The organism is Pseudoalteromonas sp. 31A1, from assembly GCF_011378815.1.
In the GTDB taxonomy this organism is placed as follows: Bacteria; Pseudomonadota; Gammaproteobacteria; order Enterobacterales; family Alteromonadaceae; genus Pseudoalteromonas; species Pseudoalteromonas arctica.
Genome location: NZ_WTKY01000002.1, coordinates 1 through 19,569, shown reverse-complemented (window position 1 = coordinate 19,569; position 19,569 = coordinate 1). Strand labels below are relative to the sequence as shown.

General features: G+C 40.1%; 19 protein-coding genes and 1 pseudogene. 4 read left to right on the top strand and 16 right to left on the bottom strand.

Annotated features, from left to right (window positions below):
- Positions 1-380: 380 nt before the first annotated feature.
- From GQR52_RS02535 to yceD, 14 genes are all read right to left on the bottom strand, one after another.
- Positions 381-2,240, bottom strand: coding sequence for an alkaline phosphatase D family protein (locus tag GQR52_RS02535; protein WP_165727331.1), 1,860 nt, complete (start codon positions 2,238-2,240; stop codon positions 381-383).
- Between the two features lie 4 nt (positions 2,241-2,244).
- Positions 2,245-3,024: a YchF/TatD family DNA exonuclease gene (locus GQR52_RS02530; protein WP_007585741.1), complete on the bottom strand. Its 780-nt coding sequence runs from the start codon at positions 3,022-3,024 to the stop codon at positions 2,245-2,247.
- Positions 3,025-3,139: 115 nt separating this feature from the next.
- On the bottom strand, positions 3,140-3,466 hold the full coding sequence (locus tag GQR52_RS02525; protein ID WP_002962367.1) for a PilZ domain-containing protein: 327 nt from the start codon (positions 3,464-3,466) through the stop codon (positions 3,140-3,142).
- A gap of 11 nt (positions 3,467-3,477) precedes the next feature.
- Complete coding sequence (locus GQR52_RS02520) at positions 3,478-4,392, bottom strand: DNA polymerase III subunit delta' (protein ID WP_165727330.1); 915 nt, start codon at positions 4,390-4,392, stop codon at positions 3,478-3,480.
- 1 nt (position 4,393) lies between these two features.
- Positions 4,394-5,020: a dTMP kinase gene (gene tmk, locus GQR52_RS02515; protein WP_007585737.1), complete on the bottom strand. Its 627-nt coding sequence runs from the start codon at positions 5,018-5,020 to the stop codon at positions 4,394-4,396.
- Between the two features lie 5 nt (positions 5,021-5,025).
- Positions 5,026-6,018 (bottom strand): endolytic transglycosylase MltG, encoded by a 993-nt coding sequence (gene mltG, locus GQR52_RS02510; RefSeq protein ID WP_165727329.1) that lies wholly within the window; start codon positions 6,016-6,018, stop codon positions 5,026-5,028.
- Complete coding sequence (pabC, locus tag GQR52_RS02505; RefSeq protein WP_165727328.1) at positions 6,012-6,827, bottom strand: aminodeoxychorismate lyase; 816 nt, start codon at positions 6,825-6,827, stop codon at positions 6,012-6,014. The genes mltG and pabC overlap by 7 nt, the downstream gene beginning before the upstream one ends.
- A gap of 59 nt (positions 6,828-6,886) precedes the next feature.
- The gene (gene fabF / locus GQR52_RS02500; RefSeq protein WP_165727327.1) at positions 6,887-8,125 is read right to left on the bottom strand and encodes a beta-ketoacyl-ACP synthase II; all 1,239 of its coding nucleotides are present in this window, start codon (positions 8,123-8,125) and stop codon (positions 6,887-6,889) included.
- A 216-nt stretch (positions 8,126-8,341) separates the two neighbouring features.
- Positions 8,342-8,578 (bottom strand): acyl carrier protein, encoded by a 237-nt coding sequence (gene acpP / locus GQR52_RS02495; RefSeq protein ID WP_002962377.1) that lies wholly within the window; start codon positions 8,576-8,578, stop codon positions 8,342-8,344.
- Between the two features lie 250 nt (positions 8,579-8,828).
- Complete coding sequence (gene fabG / locus GQR52_RS02490; protein WP_007585730.1) at positions 8,829-9,575, bottom strand: 3-oxoacyl-ACP reductase FabG; 747 nt, start codon at positions 9,573-9,575, stop codon at positions 8,829-8,831.
- Positions 9,576-9,586: 11 nt separating this feature from the next.
- A complete protein-coding gene (gene fabD, locus GQR52_RS02485) occupies positions 9,587-10,513 on the bottom strand; it encodes an ACP S-malonyltransferase (RefSeq protein WP_165726124.1) in 927 nt (308 codons plus the stop codon).
- A 52-nt stretch (positions 10,514-10,565) separates the two neighbouring features.
- Positions 10,566-11,606, bottom strand: a complete 1,041-nt coding sequence (plsX, locus tag GQR52_RS02480) for a phosphate acyltransferase PlsX (protein ID WP_007585728.1) — start codon at positions 11,604-11,606, stop codon at positions 10,566-10,568.
- 12 nt (positions 11,607-11,618) lie between these two features.
- Entirely contained in the window at positions 11,619-11,789 is a 171-nt protein-coding gene (gene rpmF, locus GQR52_RS02475) for a 50S ribosomal protein L32 (RefSeq protein WP_002962381.1), read from the bottom strand.
- Between the two features lie 9 nt (positions 11,790-11,798).
- Complete coding sequence (yceD, locus tag GQR52_RS02470) at positions 11,799-12,323, bottom strand: 23S rRNA accumulation protein YceD (RefSeq protein WP_007585727.1); 525 nt, start codon at positions 12,321-12,323, stop codon at positions 11,799-11,801.
- 131 nt (positions 12,324-12,454) lie between these two features.
- Between yceD and GQR52_RS02465 the strand changes: the two genes are divergently transcribed.
- The gene (locus tag GQR52_RS02465) at positions 12,455-13,054 is read left to right on the top strand and encodes a Maf family nucleotide pyrophosphatase (RefSeq protein ID WP_165727326.1); all 600 of its coding nucleotides are present in this window, start codon (positions 12,455-12,457) and stop codon (positions 13,052-13,054) included.
- Positions 13,055-13,063: 9 nt separating this feature from the next.
- Here the strand turns inward: GQR52_RS02465 and GQR52_RS02460 are convergent, their stop codons facing one another.
- Together GQR52_RS02460 and rluC are read right to left on the bottom strand one after the other, a co-directional pair.
- A complete protein-coding gene (locus GQR52_RS02460; protein ID WP_165727325.1) occupies positions 13,064-13,726 on the bottom strand; it encodes an HAD-IA family hydrolase in 663 nt (220 codons plus the stop codon).
- Complete coding sequence (gene rluC, locus GQR52_RS02455; RefSeq protein WP_165727324.1) at positions 13,723-14,682, bottom strand: 23S rRNA pseudouridine(955/2504/2580) synthase RluC; 960 nt, start codon at positions 14,680-14,682, stop codon at positions 13,723-13,725. Before rluC ends, GQR52_RS02460 begins: the two co-directional genes overlap by 4 nt.
- Positions 14,683-15,454: 772 nt before the next feature.
- On the opposite strand from rluC, the gene rne reads away from it, so the two are divergent.
- The 3 genes and pseudogenes from rne to GQR52_RS02440 all read left to right on the top strand — a co-directional run.
- The gene (gene rne, locus GQR52_RS02450) at positions 15,455-18,595 is read left to right on the top strand and encodes a ribonuclease E (RefSeq protein ID WP_165727323.1); all 3,141 of its coding nucleotides are present in this window, start codon (positions 15,455-15,457) and stop codon (positions 18,593-18,595) included.
- A 232-nt stretch (positions 18,596-18,827) separates the two neighbouring features.
- On the top strand, positions 18,828-19,334 hold the full coding sequence (locus GQR52_RS02445) for a transposase (protein ID WP_165727322.1): 507 nt from the start codon (positions 18,828-18,830) through the stop codon (positions 19,332-19,334).
- A pseudogene (locus tag GQR52_RS02440) lies at positions 19,310-19,569 on the top strand (helix-turn-helix domain-containing protein); the annotation flags it as partial. The gene GQR52_RS02445 and the pseudogene GQR52_RS02440, both read left to right, overlap by 25 nt.

Sequence of the window (19,569 nt, the reverse complement as noted above, 5' to 3'; positions counted from 1 at the left end):
TTGCTTTCTTAACAACTTTACTCTGTATAAGTGATTTATTCACTAAGAGGTTAAGAGGCGCTGCGCTTTTAGAGGAAGTAATAAAACCGAAAATATATTCTGATTGGCATTGTGTCTTCTCATTTACTCCTCTTTCGCTTCTCTTTGTGCAAATAGATTTTTAGCTGATTTTTAAATAAATTAAGCATTGCTTTCTTAACAACCTTACTCCGTAATTAGTAATTTATTCACTAAGAGGGTATGAGGCGCTGCGCTTTTAGAGAAGGGAATGAACACCGAAACTGTATTCTGATTGGCATTGTGTCTTCTCATTTACTCCTCTTTCGCTTCTCTTTGTGCAAATAGGCCTTTAATTTATTTAATTAATTATTGATTAAAAATTACTGTTCTTCTAAATCAAACTCGGTTAAATGCCCTTCACCATGTATGAGTTGGTAGCGGGCTAAATTTCCTTGCTCTAGTGTTATTAAACTAATAGCTGAGTCGCTTACTAAGTATTTTTGCCCTTCACCTATAGTTTGGTGTTTATCTACTTCCATGTGCCAGCGTTTGGTAAAAAAGTTTAAAGGACTTTTTGGGCCGTATAAAATTGAATCTAGTTTATCGAGTATGTTTATTAATTTACGCGGGAACTCGTTTTTAATACCGCTGGCGGTAAGTTGCCAAATTCGATTGGGGTGATCGCCAAAACGCTTTTGCACTGAAAAGCAAAATGAGTAATGTACGTCTCCCGATAAAATAAGCGTTTCGTTAGGTGTGTCGGTTCGTCTAAATGTATCGAGTAGCTTTTTGGCTGAGCCTTCGTGCGCCATCCAGTTTTCTACGTCAACCATGAGTGGTTGGCCACATATGTTAAACATGGCTTGAATGGCTTCTATTGATTTAACACCAAACACGGGAGCTGGCGATACAATAATAACTTGGTCGTGGCTTAATAGGCTTTCCTCAAGCTCAGTGAGACGTTCCCAATCAAGTAGACCTGACGGCTCGTTAAAGTTTTGCTCATTTCGCCAGCGGTGCGTACGCGTATCTAGCACCACTACTTTGGGTATTGTCGTTAACTCGTAATGCCAAAAACTAAAATCGTTTAGTGGTTTATCAAATGCTTTAAACTGCCATAAATTATTAGCAGTACGGCTTTGCATAAAAGGTGTAAGTAGCTCGCCTGTTTTATTTAGTGCATCGTTCCCCATTCCTTGGAAAAGCCAATAACTAATTAAGCCGTTATTAATGATCCGTTTACTACTTGGGTTTTCATTTATAGCTTGCTCCCACCCAGCGGTGAGGTTCCAATCATCGGTTACATCGTGATCGTCAAACATCATTAATGTCGATACATTGGCAAACAACCGCTCTACTTCAGTTAAGCCTTTTGCATAATCAATCAATGCTGTTTTTTCAGCGTTAAAAATAGTTTTGTTTTGCTCGCTTTGACCTAAATACGTTGTGTTTTGTATATCAACGCATTGCCAAGCAGCAGCACTAAAATTTAATAAATAAAGTGCTATATATTCTTCAAAATGGATAAGGTGATTGTAGGCTTTTACACTTGAAAAGTGAGGTTCGTCTTTTTTTAGCCAGTAACCAACACCTAACTTTGAGCGTTTTTGCCAAGGCGTTTTTGGTAAGAACAAATGCCGATTATAAAGTTGCTCATTTATGTCGGCGGGCAGCTCAATGGCAAGTGGTTGCTCTTTATAAATATCTAAGGCTTTAATTAACTGATGAATAGCTAATAACATGGGGCCTGCTACATCATCGGCATAAACCTGATCACCGCTCAGTAATAGCAATTGTGCGCCTTGGTTATTATTACCGCGCTGAGTATTTTGCCAGTGACTTGCAGACACTAAGCTGTCTTTTGCTGGATGATGTGCATTACGGCACGAGCCATGCAAAATATCACTGAGTTTATTGGGGATTACAAATGCAGGCGTTGTTTGATTGCTATAGCACCAAGGCGATAAATCAATTATTGCATCGTCAATGATGAGCTCATAACTTAATAATTTATCTACCGGAAACAGATTTTCTACTGGTTTTATAACAATAAAATGCAGGTATAAATGCTGGCCTAAAGCAATTGTTTGTTGTTCGCTATAACACTCAATATTTAATAAGTTTATTTGGCAGCTAGCAGATTTGGAGGTAGCAAACTGAATACAGACTCCAGTTTGCTCTGCACGGCGCACCATTGGCCCCATTAGTAAAATAGGAAGGTTTACCGTGTGAGTAATCATGTATTTAGCCTTTAGCTGCTAATTTAAATAAAGAATAAAAGTTCTCGGTAGTCGCTTTAGCTAGTTCATTAAAGCTAATGCCTTTAAGTTCGCTAATGTAGTAAGCAACGTCTTCTACGTATGCTGGCTGATTAGTTTGCCCACGATACGGTACCGGTGCTAAATAAGGCGAGTCGGTTTCTATTAGTAATCTATCTAGCGGTATTTGCTTTACTACTTCTTTTAGCTCAATAGCATTTTTAAAGGTAACAATGCCCGAAATAGAAATATAAAAGCCCATGTCTATGGCTTTTTTAGCCATATCCCAGTCTTCAGTAAAGCAATGTAGTACACCACCGCAGTTTTCGGCCTTGTGCTCACGCATTAAATTAATGGTGTCGGCGCGGGCATCACGGGTGTGAATAATTAACGGTTTTTGTAATTCGTTAGCCACTTCAATATGCCCAACAAAGCTTGCTTGCTGCACTGCGTGAGTATCTTTTGAATAATAGTAATCAAGACCCGTTTCGCCAATAGCAACGACTTTTTCGTGTGAGGCTAAGTCAATTAGTTGCTGTTTATTAAGGGCGTCTTTTTGATCAAGTGGATGTACACCGCATGAGGCTGAGACATCGTCGTAATGCTTAATTTTATCAAGCATGCTTGGAAACTGATCAAGCGTTACGCTTACACATAAAAAGTGCTCTATTTGCTTTGCACGCGCTTTATCAAGAACTTGGTCAAGGTTTAAGTCTAGTTTATCAAAATCAAGACGATCTAAATGGCAATGAGAATCTACAATCACTATAAGGCCTGTATTATGTTCAGGGTTTAAATTTGTTCGTTTAATTTATTATGTTAATAATTAAAAGAACCCAATATAGGGCGGCGTTAATCTCAATGAAAAACCGACCCTATAACTACATGGTATATGTTTGATCGCCTGAGTTTAACATAGTCCCAAGTAGCTTTTCGATTTTAGCGTTTAGGTTTGTTTTATCGTCTAAAAAGCTAATACCAATACCTGGAGGGTTAGAGCTTTGTGCCCCTTGTGGCGTGATCCACGACACTTTACCTGTTACTACATCATCTTCTAAGGCATCGGGCAAGGTAACTCTAAGTGCTAATGAATGCCCTGCTTCGTAACGCATATTAGTACGTACAAATAAGCCACCTTTTTTTAAGTAAGGCATATAACAACGGTATAACTCGTCTAAATCGTCTATGTCTACTAGTAGTTCTTGCATGATTAATCCTTTTAAGAATTTCGCAATGTGTATGCTAATCGTGATACAGCAAGCGGTAAATTAAGGCCAAGTACTTGTGTGTTATTTTGTAAAAACTCGCCTAATGCATTTTGCGCACTTTGATAAGCGTCAAAACTCATACCTTGCAGTAATTGCTGCTTTAGTTGCACGCTTAAAAACAAAGTAAATATACGAACAAGTTCAGGCTGTTTATTTATTATATCGACTAACGCTTTGAAATTATGGCTTTGTTTAAACTCAGTTGCAAACTTATAAAGTGTATCAATATTTTTTAGCTGGTCTTGCTGTTGCCAATGCTTTACTTGCAGCGGTTGGTTATAAAAAAGTGCTAACCAACTATAGTTGGGTATATCTAATGTCTCTAGCCATTGCTGAGCAAGTGCTGTATTTGTTATTTTTACATCACTTTTAGCACATCGACTTAAAATAGTTGCAGGGAGCTGTGCTGGTTGGCTTGTAGTTAATATTAAAAAGCGGCTATTAGTTGGCTCTTCAAGTGTTTTTAATAATGCGTTAGCTGCGGCTGTAGTCATTTTTTCGCAATTTTCGATTATCGCGACTTTATTACCATTTTGCGCAGCTGAGTGATTCATAAAATCACTAATGCCACGTATATCGTCTACGCCTATGCTTTGCCCATCTACCTGCGTTAAGCGCTTGTCGGGGTGAGTACCCGCAAGAGTAAGTAAACAGCTTTTACACTGCCCGCAAGGTTTTAGCATACTATTAGGCGCTACTACCTGCTTAGCAATATTTTGGCATAACAAAGCATTACCAAGCTCATCACTTAACTCAAATTTACCTACACCAACAGGCCCACAAAATAATTGCGCATGATGAAAACGCTCTGCACGATAACTTTGCGCTAAACGAGCTTGAGTATCATGTAGCCACGGCAATGGCATATTATTTTAGGCCTTCAAAAAATGAATGCAGTACATTGGTTATATCGCGATGTACTTTATCAATACTTTGGTTTGCATCAACCGTTTTAATTGTGTTGTCGTCATTAGCAAGCTCAACATAACGCATACGTGTACGCTGAAAAAACTCAATGGCTTCTTGTTCAATACGATCAAGCTCACCACGCCCTTTTGCACGTTCAAGGCCTATTACTGGGTCAATATCGAGGTAAATAGTTAAATCGGGCTTTAAGCCCTTTAATACCATTGACGAAAGTGAAGCTAATGTATTTGAGCTAATACCACGCCCACCGCCCTGATAAGCCTGAGACGATAAGTCATGACGATCGGCAAGTACCCATTGGCCTTTATCAAGCGCTGGGGTAATAACATTATGCATTAACTGCGAGCGTGCTGCGTACATAATAAGCAACTCGGTTTCAAAGGCAATTTCTTCTTCGTGCTCTGCTTTTACAAGCGTACGAAGCGATTCAGCCAATGGTGTGCCGCCAGGTTCGCGAACGTTAATGAAGTCTATTTTTTGTTTATTTAAAAAGTCTTGGCATAACGAAATAGCGGTTGATTTACCCGCGCCCTCTAGCCCTTCTATTACTATAAATTTTGATTTCATAAAACTTAATTCTTTTTATTTAATATATACGTTTTAACTGCCGCATTATGCTGCTTTAACGTGGTTGAAAATTGGTGGCTACCGGTACCATCGCCTTTTGCTACAAAGTAAACGTATTCACTTTGAGGCGGATTAACTGCAGCTAAAATAGCGGCTTTTGAAGGCATTGCAATTGGTGTTGGCGGCAAGCCATTAATGCGATATGTATTGTAAGGCGTATAATCGCGCAAATCTTTGTATTTAATATCGCCATCAAAATCGGCGCCTAGTCCGTATATTACGGTTGGATCGGTCTGTAGGCGCATATTGGTGTTTAATCGATTAACAAACGCTGATGCAATTAACGGTCGTTCGCTGGCAAGGCCTGTTTCTTTTTCAATAATTGAGGCCATTATAAGTGCTTCGTATGCTGTTTTGTAAGGGAGATCAGCTGCGCGCTGCTGCCAAGCATCGTCTAACGTTTGCTGCATTTTTTGCGCGGCACGTTTTAATACACTGCTTGCGGTATCGTTATTATGATAATGGTAAGTGTCGGGAAATAACCAACCTTCTAGATGCGTATTTGTACCCAGTATTTGTGTACTTAGTTCATCACTTTTTAAATCGTTTTGTAAATTATTGGCCTTTTTAATAGCACTTAGCACTTCACGTAAGTTTTGCCCTTCGATAATAGTAAAACTAAAATTGATTTGCTGGCCTTGGTTAATTTTTTTTACGTTGTTGATAACGCTATCGACTGTTAGCTCGTAAAGCCCTGCTTTTAAGTCGGTAAGTGTTGGGTCTAATTTGGCAATTACCTGATAACGCCAGCAGCTCTCCACCCAGTTATTAGCTTGCCATTGTTGGCATAACTGATTAAAGCCAGTGCCGTGCTTAACTTCAAATTGTGTGTTTTTAGCTACCTGTAGCGGACTATTTATTGTTGCTTGTAATTGCTGGTAACCAACAGCAGTGGTTATAACAGCTAAAAAAAGTACCGATAAAATAACTTTTAACACTCAGCCTCCTTGGCTAATAATTTAGTTAATAATGCGTGGCTATCGTCTGTATTAAATACCTGTTGCTCAATACGTTTTACAGGTACTGCTCCCATTAAGCTATTACACACAAACACGGCGTCTGCTTGGGTTAAGTCTTCTACTTTCACGCGTTTAAATTCAACAGGCAATTTATCACATAACGATTGTAGATAAACGCCCTTTATTCCGCACTCATCAAGCAAGGGCGTAAACACACTTTTATTTTTAATCGCAAAAATATTAGCGGCTGAAGCTTCAATTACATTGTTGTTGTAATCAAGTACGAGTACATCGTCGCAGTCTTGTGTTTGCATTGCTTTTTTAATTAGCACTTGCTCGAGCCGGTTTAATGTTTTAAGGCCAGCTAAATAAGGCTGTGCCGCTAACTTAATAGGGCTTATTTCGAGATTTACACCCTTTTTAGCAAGCTCACTGTAATTACGAGGGTAATCTAATACACTCAATAAAATAGTGACATTACACTCACTGGGTAGCCCATAACCACGTCCGCCTTCGCCGCGCGTTACCAGGATTTTAAGCACGTTTAGTGATGCAGCGTTTATATGTAAAGCAATTTGGTTTTCAAGGCTATTAAAGTCTAACTCAGGAAAACTCAAGCGCTGTGCGCATTCAATCAGGCGCGCTTTATGATGAGCCCAATACTGTACTTGCCCTTCAATAACCTTAGCCGTTGTAAAAAAGCCATCACCGTAATTTAAGCCCCTGTCACGCGTGCTTAAAGTGCTGTTTTGATCTGCTGCTATTATTGTTTGCATTTTGTTTGGCATATAAAAAAAGCCCAGTTAAACAACTGAGCTCTTATAATTTGATTCGTTGTTAAAAAAGATTATACCTTTTTAAATAGCAACGAGCCATTAGTACCACCAAAACCGAACGAGTTACACAGTGCAAAGTCTAACTTTGCATCACGTGCAGTGTGAGCGATATAATCTAAGTCACACCCTTCGTCTGGGTTATCAAGATTGATAGTTGGCGACACTTTTTGATCTGTCAGCGATAAAATCGAAATAATCGATTCAACCGAGCCGGCAGCACCTAACAAGTGACCCATCATCGATTTAGACGAGCCAACCATCACATCTTTAGCTGCATTACCAAAAATAGACTTAACAGCCGCAGTTTCTGCTTTATCGCCTGCGTTTGTAGATGTGCCGTGTGCGTTAATGTAACCAATTTGCTCAGCGTTTACTTGCGCATCGTTTAGTGCGTTTTGCATTGCAAGTGCCGCGCCCGCACCATCTTCTGGTGGTGACGTCATGTGATACGCGTCGCCACTCATACCAAAGCCTACAAGCTCAGCATAAATTTTAGCGCCACGTGCTTTAGCATGTTCGTACTCTTCTACTACAACAACGCCAGCACCGTCAGAAAGCACAAAGCCATCGCGGTCTTTATCCCAAGGACGAGAAGCCGCTTGTGGATCGTCGTTACGTGTTGAAAGTGCACGTGCAGCATTAAAGCCACCCATACCAATTGGGGTACACGCTTTTTCTGCACCGCCAGCAACCATTGCATCTGCATCACCGTAGGCAATCATACGCGCTGCATGGCCAATATTATGCAAACCAGTTGTACAAGCAGTTACAATTGAAATATTAGGACCACGAAGTCCATGCATTATTGATAAATGACCTGAGATCATATTAATAATGGTAGACGGCACATAAAATGGCGATAACTTGCGCGGACCACTGTTTAATAGCTTAATGTGATTTTCTTCGATAAGTGTTAAGCCACCAATACCAGAGCCCACGGCTACACCAATGCGTGCTGCGTTTTGCTCTGTGATTTCAAGGCCTGAATCTTTAAAGGCTTGAACACCCGCTGCAATACCGTACTGAATAAACAAGTCCATTTTTTTAGTATCTTTCGCTGACATGTATGCAGTTGCATCAAAGTCATTTATTAAACCAGCGAATTTAGTACCAAATTTTGATGTATCAAAGTGCGTTATTGTTTGAATGCCACTTTTACCATCTAATAAGCCTTGCCAGGTTGATTGAACATCATTACCTAGCGGCGTCAACATTCCTAAGCCAGTTACGACAACTCGACGTTTAGCCACGGTTTGCCTCCAATAAGGGGAATTTTACAAGGGGATGATCATACCCAAGCTACCTCAAAGTGCTAGTCCCAAAATAGATTAAAAACGCATAACACAATCAAAATTAATTTTTAGCTAAAATTGAGCATTGAGTCTTAAGTTTTGAATCACGAACTTTGAGGTGGTTTGGATATAAAAAATTAAAGGCAGCGGATGCTGCCTTTAACGTGCGATTAATTACTCAGCGTGTGCTGTAACGTAATCGATAGCAGTTTGTACTGTAGTGATCTTCTCAGCTTCTTCATCTGGGATCTCAGTATCAAACTCTTCTTCAAGAGCCATTACTAGTTCAACAGTATCAAGAGAATCTGCACCTAGGTCATCTACGAAAGAAGATTCATTTTTAACTTCTTCTTCTTTAACACCTAGTTGTTCAATGATAATTTTCTTTACGCGTTCTTGGATATCGCTCATTCTTCTTTCCTTTATTAAAAACGCCAATGCGTTATTTTCAGATTGCGGCGTAGTTTACGCCGCATAATTCTCTGATTCAATGATTTGACCATAAATAATTGTCTGGTCAAACCTCTGAGTGTGTGTTTTGTCTTTTATCGCTTATTTTCGCAGCGATTTCAAGTATGTTTAAAGCAAGTTCACAAATAATTCAATGTTTTTGAGGTAACTTACTTAACTTTATTAAGTAGTAATCTAGGTACAATGGCGATTAAACCATGTACATCGCGCCATTTACATGCAAAGTTTCGCCTGATACATACGCAGCCGCGTCAGATGCTAAATAACATACCGCAGCAGCAATTTCGTCTGGTTGGCCTAAACGCCCTGCTGGAACATTTGCAAGTGTTGCTGCTTTTTGCTCATCAGTTAAATTATCAGTCATGTCTGTTTGAATAAAACCAGGTGCGATTACGTTAACTGTAATACCACGTGATGCAACTTCGCGCGCAAGTGACTTAGAAAAACCAATTACACCCGCTTTAGCCGCTGCATAATTAGCTTGACCTGCATTGCCCATAGTACCCACTACTGAGCCAATGTTAATAATACGGCCTTTCTTTTTCTTCATCATTGGACGAAGTACCGCTTTAGATAAACGGAAAACTGAGCTTAAATTAGTGTCAATAATATCGTCCCACTCAGTCTCTTTCATACGCATTAATAAGTTATCGCGTGTAATACCTGCGTTATTTACAAGTACGTCAATATCGCCTAAATCAGCTTTTATTGCAGCAAGTGTTGCTTCAATAGATGCAGGATCGGTTACGTTTAATGCATAACCTTTACCATTGTCACCTAAGTATTCACTGATTTTAGCAGCGCCTGACTCACTTGTTGCAGTACCTGCAACTTTTGCACCTTGTGCAACTAATGTTGTTGCAATTGCTTTACCAATACCACGGCTGGCGCCAGTAATTAGGACAATTTTGCCCTCTAATGAAAATAAATTAGACATTTTATATACTCTTATTTAGCTGCATCAATTGAAGCGGCGTCGTTTACTGAGCCACAGATCATTGCTTTATCAATTCGTTTAGCAAGTCCTGTTAATACTTTACCAGGACCAAATTCGTAGCTTTGTGTTACATCTTGCGCAACCAAGGCTTGTACTGTTTCTGTCCAGCGAACTGGACTATAAAGCTGACGTACTAGTGCGTCTTTAATTGCATCAGCTGACGTTTCAGCTTTTACATCAACATTATTAATTACATCACACTTAGGTGTATTAAATGTTAAAGCGGCTAAGTCTGCTGCTAGCTTGTCAGCTGCTGGCTTCATTAACTCACAATGTGAAGGTACGCTAACAGAAAGTGGTAATGCACGTTTAGCACCGGCATCTTTACATGCTTGCGATGCTCTATCTACTGCCGCTTTATGGCCTGCGATAACAACTTGACCAGGAGAGTTGTAGTTAACTGGAGATACAACCTCACCTTGCGCTGAGGCAGCACAAGCCGCTTTAATTTCTTCATCGCCTAAGCCAATAATAGCAGCCATTGAACCTACGCCTGCTGGCACGGCTTCTTGCATGTATAAACCACGGTTTTCAACAAGCTTTACGGCTTCGCTCAAGCTTAATACATCGCTACATACTAACGCTGAGTATTCACCTAAGCTGTGACCCGCCATAACAACGTCTGCATCAGGGTTAGCTGCTAACCAATCACGGTAAATAGCAACACTTGAAGTTAGTAATGCAGGTTGTGTGCGGTGGGTTTGATTTAATTTTTCTTCTGGGCCATTAAGAACTAGCTCTGCTAAGTCGTAACCCAGTGCATTTGACGCTTCTGCAAATGTTGCTTTAACAATGTCAGAACTCTCTAGTAGTTCTTGTAACATACCAACGCTTTGCGAGCCTTGACCTGGGAATAGAAGTGCAATTTTTTGTGCCATACTTTGCTCTTTTTAATTAAACAAATAAATAATGAAATACACGGCACATCAATTATTGATTAACCGCCGTGTCTTTAGAATGTGTTTTTTCGAAAATAGCGGCTATTTTATCAGGAAGTTGACGTTCAACCTCTTTTACCGCTTCATCAATTGCTGCTTGAAATGCTTTAGCTGACGCATTTCCATGACTTTTAACGACAATACCGCGCAATCCTACCAGAGAAGCACCGTTATACTGGTCGGGGTTCACCCTTTTATAGAGTTTTTTTATTATTGGGCGCAATATAAACGCCATACATTTATATAAAAGGTGCTTTTCGAGCGCGGTTGTAAACTTATTCATAATAAGCTTGGCAATGCCTTCACATGTTTTAAGTGCTACGTTGCCAACAAACCCTTCGCATACAATGACATCAGCCTTACCCGAAAAAATATCACTTCCTTCGCTGTAACCAATATAATTTATGTGTGGGCTTTGCTGCATTAATTGTGCAGCTTGTTTAATGTCGTCGTGGCCTTTAATGTCCTCAGCGCCAATATTTAATAAACTAACGCGAGGATTATCCAAACCAAGTGCTTGTCCTGCAACAATAGAGCCCATAATGCCAAACTGATAGAGCATTTGCGCATCACAATGCACATTAGCACCTAAGTCGAGTAAATATACTGGGTTTTTAAGCTCTGTAGGAACAGATGAAATGAGTGCGGCACGTTTAACACCTGGCAGCATTTTTAATACATAGTGAGCCATAAAAAATAGAGCGCCGGTATTACCTGAGCTAACACATGCTTGAGCCTCGCCCGATTTAACTAAATCTAGGGCAACACGCATAGATGAATCTTTTTTTGAACGCACAGCAATTGCAGGTTCACAGGCATTAGTGACTATTTCACTACAGTGACGAATTATGAGTCTAGGATGAGGTAGAGAATCGAGGGATTCGAGTTCTTTAGATATAACGTGTTCATTGCCACATAAAATGAGAGTTAAATTGGCATGAGCATTTACTGCACAAACGGCAGCAGGAATAGATGAACGGGGGCCGTAATCGCCCCCCATCATATCTAACGCTATGGTTAGATCTTTCAGCATATAAGTAATCTCTTATTTAGAAATTACTTGAACGCCTTTGTAGTAACCATCTGCAGTCACATGGTGACGACGATGAGTCTCACCAGATGTTTGATCTACAGTTAAAGTTGGACCACTGATCGCATCGTGTGAACGGCGCATGCCGCGTCTTGCACGAGACTTTTTGCTTTTTTGTACAGCCATAGTCTTCTCCTAAGAATCTTTCTTAAGTTGTTTCAAAATATCAAATGGATTAGGTTTATCATCTTCCGCCTTTAATACACCAAAGCTGGCAGGCTTTGCTGAATAACTGCATGAAGCTTCGTTGTGGGTAGCCACTAATGGAATTGCTAAAATTAGTTCGTCTTCAATTAAATTAAAAACGTTAACTTCACCATTTTCATCAAGCGCTACTTCATCGTAGTCTTCTGGAAAAATATCTAACTCTGTATCTTCACCTACTGGTGAATATGCAAAGTCTTGAACCAAATCCAACCCTAAATCACCATTACAACGTTGACAAATGACAGTAACGTGTGTGGACAAATTGCCTCTAATCACAGCGAAACCTTGATCATCGTTTTTGCAATGTATTTTTACCGCTATTTCACCTACTTCTTCCTGCACAACTTTCTCTAAACGAGTAAGTTTTTCAAGCGGTACAATTCCGTCATACTTTAAACGGTGCTGCGCTGCTTTGCCTGGATGAAGAGTGATGGGAATTTTCACCTTTTGCATAGGGGCTGCATCATATAGATAGTTAGTTTGTTAGTCAAAGTAAAAAACCATTTTTACGTGGTTTTTAACGTGTTTTACTCTCGGATCTGATTTATCCTAACTCAATCTGAATTATCGTAGGAAAACAGTCCGTGAAGCATCCACTCATTTTAGCGTCAAGCTCGCCTTTTAGGCAGTCTTTATTACAAAAATTTAATTTACCATTTGATACGTTTTCACCAGACGTTGACGAATCAGCACTTGAATGTGAAACACCTACCGAACTGGTTAAGCGTTTAAGTGAATTAAAAGCCTCAGCAGCTAATAAACACTTTAACAAAGGGTTAGCTATTGGATCAGACCAAGTCGCTGTGTTTAATAATCAAATTTTAGGTAAACCACATAATAAACAAAATGCCGTAAAACAACTAAATTTATTTAGCGGTAATACTGTAACATTTTTAACAGGGCTTTGTGTTTACGATATTGTAACTGGCACTAAAAAAACCTGCGTAGAACCTTTTAATGTGACGTTTAAAACTCTCAGTGATGCACAAATTAGTGCTTATTGCGACGCAGAGCAGCCTTATAACTGTGCTGGCAGCTTTAAGAGTGAAGGGTTGGGTATTTGTTTATTTGAAAAACTAAGCGGAGACGATCCTAATAGCTTAATTGGATTACCATTAATTAAACTCAGCCAACTACTGGCTGAGCTTGGTATTGATGTACTTACTGCTCAAAACAAGTTCTAGTTAAATAAATTAGCCAAGCAAAACCTGTTGCAGCTGCAGATAGTTATCTACCGTTGCAATAGGGCTAAGCTCATTTAGTTGCTGAGCGTTGTGAACGCCCATAGTTACACCAATTCTATCCATGCCAGCGGCTTTTGCCATGTTCATGTCTATTTGAGTGTCACCAATCATTACAGCGTCATTAGCGTTTATGCCAAGCTCTTCTAGTAATTGATACAACATATCTGGAGAGGGCTTAGATTGCGCTTCATCGCTAGTACGCGTTGCACTAAAAAAGTGGCGCAATTTACTTTGTTCAAGCAAACGATCTAACCCACCCCTACCTTTACCTGTTGCAACCGCTAAAACAATGCCCTGCTCTTTTAAGGCATTTAAAACGCTGACAACATTAGCAAATACAGGCGTGGGAGTAGTATCCACACTGTATTGATATTTATAACCTGAAATTAACGCTTGGTGCTGCGCTACATTATCGGGAAATAAAACATCAATTGCTTTTTCAAGCGACATACCAATAATATTTTTAATTGCTTCGTCACTAGGTGGCACAATGTTAAGTAACTTTGCACTACTTCGAATACAGTTAACTATTTTAGTGACTGAATCCATAACTGTGCCGTCCCAATCAAAAATAACGAGCTTATATTTTTTAATTGGAGTCACTGCAATCATAGTTTTGCATCACGTAATTTTAGTAATGTACTTTTAAGCGTTTTATCCAGCGGTGCTTCTACTCGCATCGTTGTTTCGTTTTTAGGATGATAAAAAGTTAAATCGTGTGCGTGTAAAAACAATCGGTTTAACCCAACTTTACGCATAGAATCGTCGAAACCCTGATCGCCATATTTGTCGTCGCACGCTATTGAGTGACCTTTACATTGCGTATGCACACGAATTTGGTGTGTACGACCTGTAACAGGCGACGCTTGTACAAGTGAGCAATCGTTAAAACGTTCAAGTACTTTAAAACGAGTATGTGAAGGTTTTCCCTCAGTGTTATCTACGCGTACTACCCGCTCGCCCGATTTAAGTGTATTTTTACGCAGCCCTTCAGTTACGTTTTTAGTTTTAGAGTCCCACTGCCCTTCTACAAGTGCCCAGTAATTTTTTTCCATTGTTTTTTCACGAAGTTGTTCATGCAATGCTGTTAACACCGAACGACGCTTCGCGATAAGTAAACAACCCGATGTATCACGGTCAAGCCTATGAACTAGCTCAAGGCTACGTTCTTCTGGGCGAAGTGCGCGTAGTGCTTCAATTAAACCATAACTTAAGCCACTGCCACCATGAACAGCCATACCTGATGGTTTATTTATTACGATAAGGTATTTATCTTCAAATAAAATATCGTTTTCAAGGCGAGTTACTTTGTCTAATTTTGATGGAACAAATTCTTCACGCTCAGCAACTCTGATAGGTGCAATACGAAGTACATCTTCAAGCTGTAGTTTATATACAGGCTTAATACGCTTTTTATTAACGCGTACCTCACCTTTACGCAAAAGTTTATAAATAGCGCTTTTAGGCACCCCTTTTAAATGGGTAATAAGAAAGTTATCAATACGCTGACCTAAATGGTCTTCGTTGATCGTGACATAAGTTACTTGTAAGTCGTTTTTTTCTGACATTGCCTAATCACTAATTTAAGTAAAATAATTTAGTTGCTAACACTGTAATAATAGTGGGATAATCAGCAGCGCAAATATTTAGTATTTGCAAATAACAACGGTGCTTTTTAACACATTAAAACATTCGTGATGCACATTCTGGGTAGCCGATCATACAGATCCGAGTTAAGTTTTCCAAAGCTTTTATGCCTCCTCAGTTAACACGTGCGATCAATTAACGGCAATGCGCGTAATATATTGCTGGTTAAGTTTGAACATGAAACGATTTTTAACGTGCTAGAGAAAGCAATGAACAGATAATTTGTCTGATAGTGACGACGTAAAAAACGTCGTTCAGCACTAGCTCAATTATTGTAGTACCGTATAGCAGCTTATTTAGAACTAAAAAAATCTAATAAATAAGCGTTCATTAACATCGGCAGCGATTTTTGCTCTTAAAACGGATATTAGCGATACATCAGTATGTATTGCTCACCAACTTAATGAGCCCTACGCGCCTAATATGAATGATATTTAGTAAGATTAATATGACAGGCCGACTTCTGGGTAAAACTTGTAAACGTAGCTGAAAAGCCGACAGTTTTAGCACCATTAAGAATTTAATAGCGATAATAATTGCTATTGTTTGCCAGCATTTAAAATACTGCATACGAGAAACAGAGCCGTTCCGTTAAAGACCCAGTCGTGAGGCTGCACATTCTAAAAATAGGGACAACTGAACAGGCGAGAAAAACATCGTCATGTCAGCGACATAAATAAGTAGAGTAACAATATGAAACGTATGCTAATCAATGCAACGCAGCAAGAAGAAATGCGCGTAGCACTGGTTGATGGCCAGCGCCTTTATGATTTAGATATCGAAAGCCCAGGTCACGAACAGAAAAAAGCCAATATTTATAAAGGCAAAATCACTCGCATTGAACCATCTCTTGAAGCAGCATTTGTTGATTACGGTGCTGACCGCCATGGTTTCCTTCCTTTAAAAGAAATTGCACGTACTTACTTCCCTGCAGGTTACACTTTTCATGGTCGCCCTAACATTCGCGACGTGATCAAAGAAGGTCAAGAAGTTATAGTACAAGTTGATAAAGAAGAGCGTGGCCAAAAAGGCGCTGCGTTAACTACTTTTATCAGTGTTGCTGGTAGCTACTTAGTGCTTATGCCTAACAACCCTCGTGCTGGCGGTATTTCTCGTCGCATTGAAGGTGATGAACGTACTGAACTTAAAGAAGCATTGGGTCGTTTAGAACTTCCTAAAGGTATGGGCTTAATTGTTCGTACAGCGGGTGTTGGTAAATCGTTTGAAGAATTAAACTACGATTTAAAAGCATTATTAGTACATTGGGAAGCAATTAGACAAGCAGCCGATAGTGCTAAAGCGCCATTTTTAATACACCAAGAAAGCAATGTAATATTCCGTGCGATACGCGATTATTTACGTCGTGATATTGGCGAAATTTTAATTGATAAACCACGTGTTTTTGAAGAAGCTAAAGCGCACATTGAGCGTTTTCGTCCTGACTTTATGAGCCGTGTTAAGCTTTATCAAGGTGACACTCCTTTATTTACGCATTACCAAATTGAAAGCCAAATTGAGTCTGCGTTCCAGCGTGAAGTACGCTTGCCTTCTGGTGGTTCAATTGTAATTGACCCAACTGAAGCACTAACGTCTATCGATATCAACTCGTCTAAAGCAACTAAAGGCGGCGATATTGAAGAAACAGCACTTAATACTAACTTAGAAGCGGCCGATGAGATTGCACGTCAATTACGTCTTCGTGACTTAGGTGGTTTAATTGTTATCGACTTTATCGATATGACACCTCCGCGTCATCAACGTGAAGTAGAAAATCGTTTAAAAGATGCTGCTCGTCCAGATCGTGCTCGTGTTCAAATTGGTAAAATTTCACGCTTTGGTTTACTTGAAATGTCGCGTCAGCGTTTGCGTCCTTCATTAGGTGAAGCAAGCCAAGGCCCATGTCCACGTTGTAGTGGCCAAGGTACTATTCGTTCAAACGAATCTATCGCACTTTCTATTCTTCGTTTAATTGAAGAAGAAGCAATTAAAGACAACACAGCACAAGTCAATGCACAAGTGCCTGTTGCCGTTGCTGCTTATTTATTAAATGAGCAACGTCGTAGTGTTCATCGCATTGAAAAACATCATAAATGTGACGTAGTGATTATTCCTAATCAACATATGGAAACACCACATTACGAAGTTATGCGTTTACGTAAAGACGAAACACTTGAAACGGTAAGTTACGGACAAGTTGTTGCGCCAGAACCTGAAGCATTTGAGATGTCAAAATCACCAAGTGCACCAGTACGTGAAGAGCCAATGCTAAAAGGTGTTGTAATGCCTTCTACACCGGCTCCACAAGCAGCGCCTACACCAGTAGCTCAGCCAGTAGTAACAGAGACTAAAACTGAAGGTGGCTTGTTTGAAGCAATCACTAAATGGTTTAAATCGTTATTTGCAAGCGAAACAGTAGAAGAGAAAAAAGAAGCTGTAGAAAAAGAGCAGCAAGAAGCGCGTAATAACGCTCGCCGTGGTAACGATAATCGTCGTCGTAATAACAACCAACGTCGTCGTAATAATAACCCGCGCACTAATAAACCACGCAATGAGCGCCCTGCAGCTGAAGAGGAAGTTAAAACAGACTCACCAGCAGCAACAAGCACCGAGACGCAAGAGAGAAACGAGAACCGCAATAAGCGTCGTCGTAACCCTAACTCTCGTAAGCGCCCAGAGCATAAAAGCGAAGAAAAAGATCAAGTTAAAACTGAAGCTCCTGTAAAAGCAGAAGTAGAAGTAGAAACTGATTCTAAGCCAGCTCAAGCTGTAGAGCCTAAAGAGCAAAAGCCTAAAGTTCGCCGTCAACGTCGTAACATACGTAAAAAAGTACGTCTGCAAGATGAAAACGCTGAGCAAGCTAACTCAACAGAGCAAATACCTGAACAAGCGGTAGTTACTGACACTCCACAAGTTCAAGACCAAGCACCTGTTGTAGAAAAGCAAACACAAGCTCCGGCAGAAAAAACAGCTCACATTAAAGAAGAGAAAGTTGACGTTGTTGATTCTAACGATGAAGCAGCAACTACTGAAGACGAGCAAGAGCAAACACGTACACGTTCACGCCGTTCTCCTCGTCATCTTCGTGCATCAGGTCAACGTCGTCGACGTCCTGAAGGTGAAGCAGAAGTTAAATCTGACGAAGCCCCTGCATTTGTTCCAGTTGCTGATCAAGCTGCTGCAGAATATGAAGCAGAGCTTAAAGCTAAATCTGAAGAAACACCTGTGGATGCAGCGCAACAAGTTGAACAAGCCGTTGCAGTTGAAGACTTAGCAAAAGTTGAAGCTGTAGAAGAGCCAGCTAAAGTTGAAACGCCTGTAGTAACTGAAGAGCCAGCTAAAGTTGAAGCTCCAGTAGCAACCGAAGAGCCAGCTAAAGTTGAAACTCCAGTAGCAACTGAAGAGCCAGCTAAAGTTGAAACTCCTGTAGTAACTGAAGAGCCAGCTAAAGTTGAAGCTCCAGTAGTAACTGAAGAGCCAGCTAAAGTTGAAACTCCAGTAGTGACTGAAGAGCCAGCTAAAGTTGAAGCGCCAGTAGTAACTGAAGAACCAACTAAAGTTGAAACGCCAGTAGTAACTGAAGAGCCAGCTAAAGTTGAAGCAAAAGTGAAAACTGAAAAATCAGCACCGCATGTTAAAACAGCGGTAACTCAAGGGTCTGCAAGTGCGCCAATGGCACAACCTACTCCTGTAGCTGATAGCGAAGTAAAACATACATCTGTAGCAATGGCTCACGATAAACGTGAACTAGTGCCAGACAGTGGTTTACGTGCAGGTTCTATCAAACCTGCTGGTCGTGCAAGCTCTGCAACGACTAAAACAATGAGTGTTGATTAATAACTAACACTTATTAAAAAGCCCCGCTATTTGATAAATAGCGGGGCTTTTTTGTTTACATGCTTTGAATAATTATTAAAGTTTCTTTACGCTCATAATAAGCGATTTATTCACAAAGAGGTTAAGAGACGCTGCGCTTTTAGAGGTAGTAATCAGGCTAAGTCTTGCTAATAAAGCATGCCCCCTGTGTCAGGATAGTTGTCGCCTCTAACTTTTAATAGAGGCAGATAAAATGAGACGTCGATTTACACAAGAATTTAAAGTTCAAGCTGTTGAAAAAGCATTATCTCAATGTGATGATGTTCGCCTAGAAGATATTGCGCTTGATTTAGGCATCGGTTATTCAACCTTGCAACGATGGATCGCGCTTGCTAAAAACCATGAACTTGAAACTAAAAATAATGGTAGTCACATGACAATAGAAAAACGCCCTCATGACTGGAGCTTAGAAGAAAGGCTTAACGCCATTATTGAATGTGCGAGTTTAGATGAAGCAGCTCTTAATGAATATTGCCGTGCTAAGGGGCTTTACCCGCATCATATTAAACAATGGAAGCAAGATTTTGCTAAAGGGCCTTCAACGAAGCCCGTAAAATCAGACAGTAAACAGCTCAAACAAGAAATTAAGCAGCTTCAAAAAGAGCTTAATCGTAAAGACAAAGCGTTAGCAGAAACAGCCGCCTTACTCGTACTCAAAACAAAAGCAGATGCGCTTTGGGGTTTCAACGAGGACGATTAACCAGCTCAACTGAACGTCATGAACTGATAGAGCTCATTACCGACGCGCAGAAATCAGGGGCAAGGCAAGAAAAAGCATGTGAGTTACTTGGTCTAACGGCAAGAACAATTCAACGCTGGATTGAAGCTGATGATATGACAGATAAGCGAACAAGTACGATAAAGCGACCACCTAACAGGCTAACTGAATTAGAGCAACAGCGTATAATTAAGACTGTTAATTCAATAGAATATGG

Coding starts and splice junctions, on each gene's coding strand:
- GQR52_RS02535 (WP_165727331.1), bottom strand. CDS start 2,240: ATGATTACTCACACGGTAAACCTTCCTATTTTACTAATGGGGCCAATG.
- GQR52_RS02525 (WP_002962367.1), bottom strand. CDS start 3,466: ATGCAAGAACTACTAGTAGACATAGACGATTTAGACGAGTTATACCGT.
- GQR52_RS02520 (WP_165727330.1), bottom strand. CDS start 4,392: ATGCCATTGCCGTGGCTACATGATACTCAAGCTCGTTTAGCGCAAAGT.
- tmk (WP_007585737.1), bottom strand. CDS start 5,020: ATGAAATCAAAATTTATAGTAATAGAAGGGCTAGAGGGCGCGGGTAAA.
- pabC (WP_165727328.1), bottom strand. CDS start 6,827: ATGCCAAACAAAATGCAAACAATAATAGCAGCAGATCAAAACAGCACT.
- acpP (WP_002962377.1), bottom strand. CDS start 8,578: ATGAGCGATATCCAAGAACGCGTAAAGAAAATTATCATTGAACAACTA.
- fabG (WP_007585730.1), bottom strand. CDS start 9,575: ATGTCTAATTTATTTTCATTAGAGGGCAAAATTGTCCTAATTACTGGC.
- fabD (WP_165726124.1), bottom strand. CDS start 10,513: ATGGCACAAAAAATTGCACTTCTATTCCCAGGTCAAGGCTCGCAAAGC.
- plsX (WP_007585728.1), bottom strand. CDS start 11,606: ATGCTGAAAGATCTAACCATAGCGTTAGATATGATGGGGGGCGATTAC.
- rpmF (WP_002962381.1), bottom strand. CDS start 11,789: ATGGCTGTACAAAAAAGCAAAAAGTCTCGTGCAAGACGCGGCATGCGC.
- yceD (WP_007585727.1), bottom strand. CDS start 12,323: ATGCAAAAGGTGAAAATTCCCATCACTCTTCATCCAGGCAAAGCAGCG.
- GQR52_RS02460 (WP_165727325.1), bottom strand. CDS start 13,726: ATGATTGCAGTGACTCCAATTAAAAAATATAAGCTCGTTATTTTTGAT.
- rluC (WP_165727324.1), bottom strand. CDS start 14,682: ATGTCAGAAAAAAACGACTTACAAGTAACTTATGTCACGATCAACGAA.
- rne (WP_165727323.1), top strand. CDS start 15,455: ATGAAACGTATGCTAATCAATGCAACGCAGCAAGAAGAAATGCGCGTA.
- GQR52_RS02445 (WP_165727322.1), top strand. CDS start 18,828: ATGAGACGTCGATTTACACAAGAATTTAAAGTTCAAGCTGTTGAAAAA.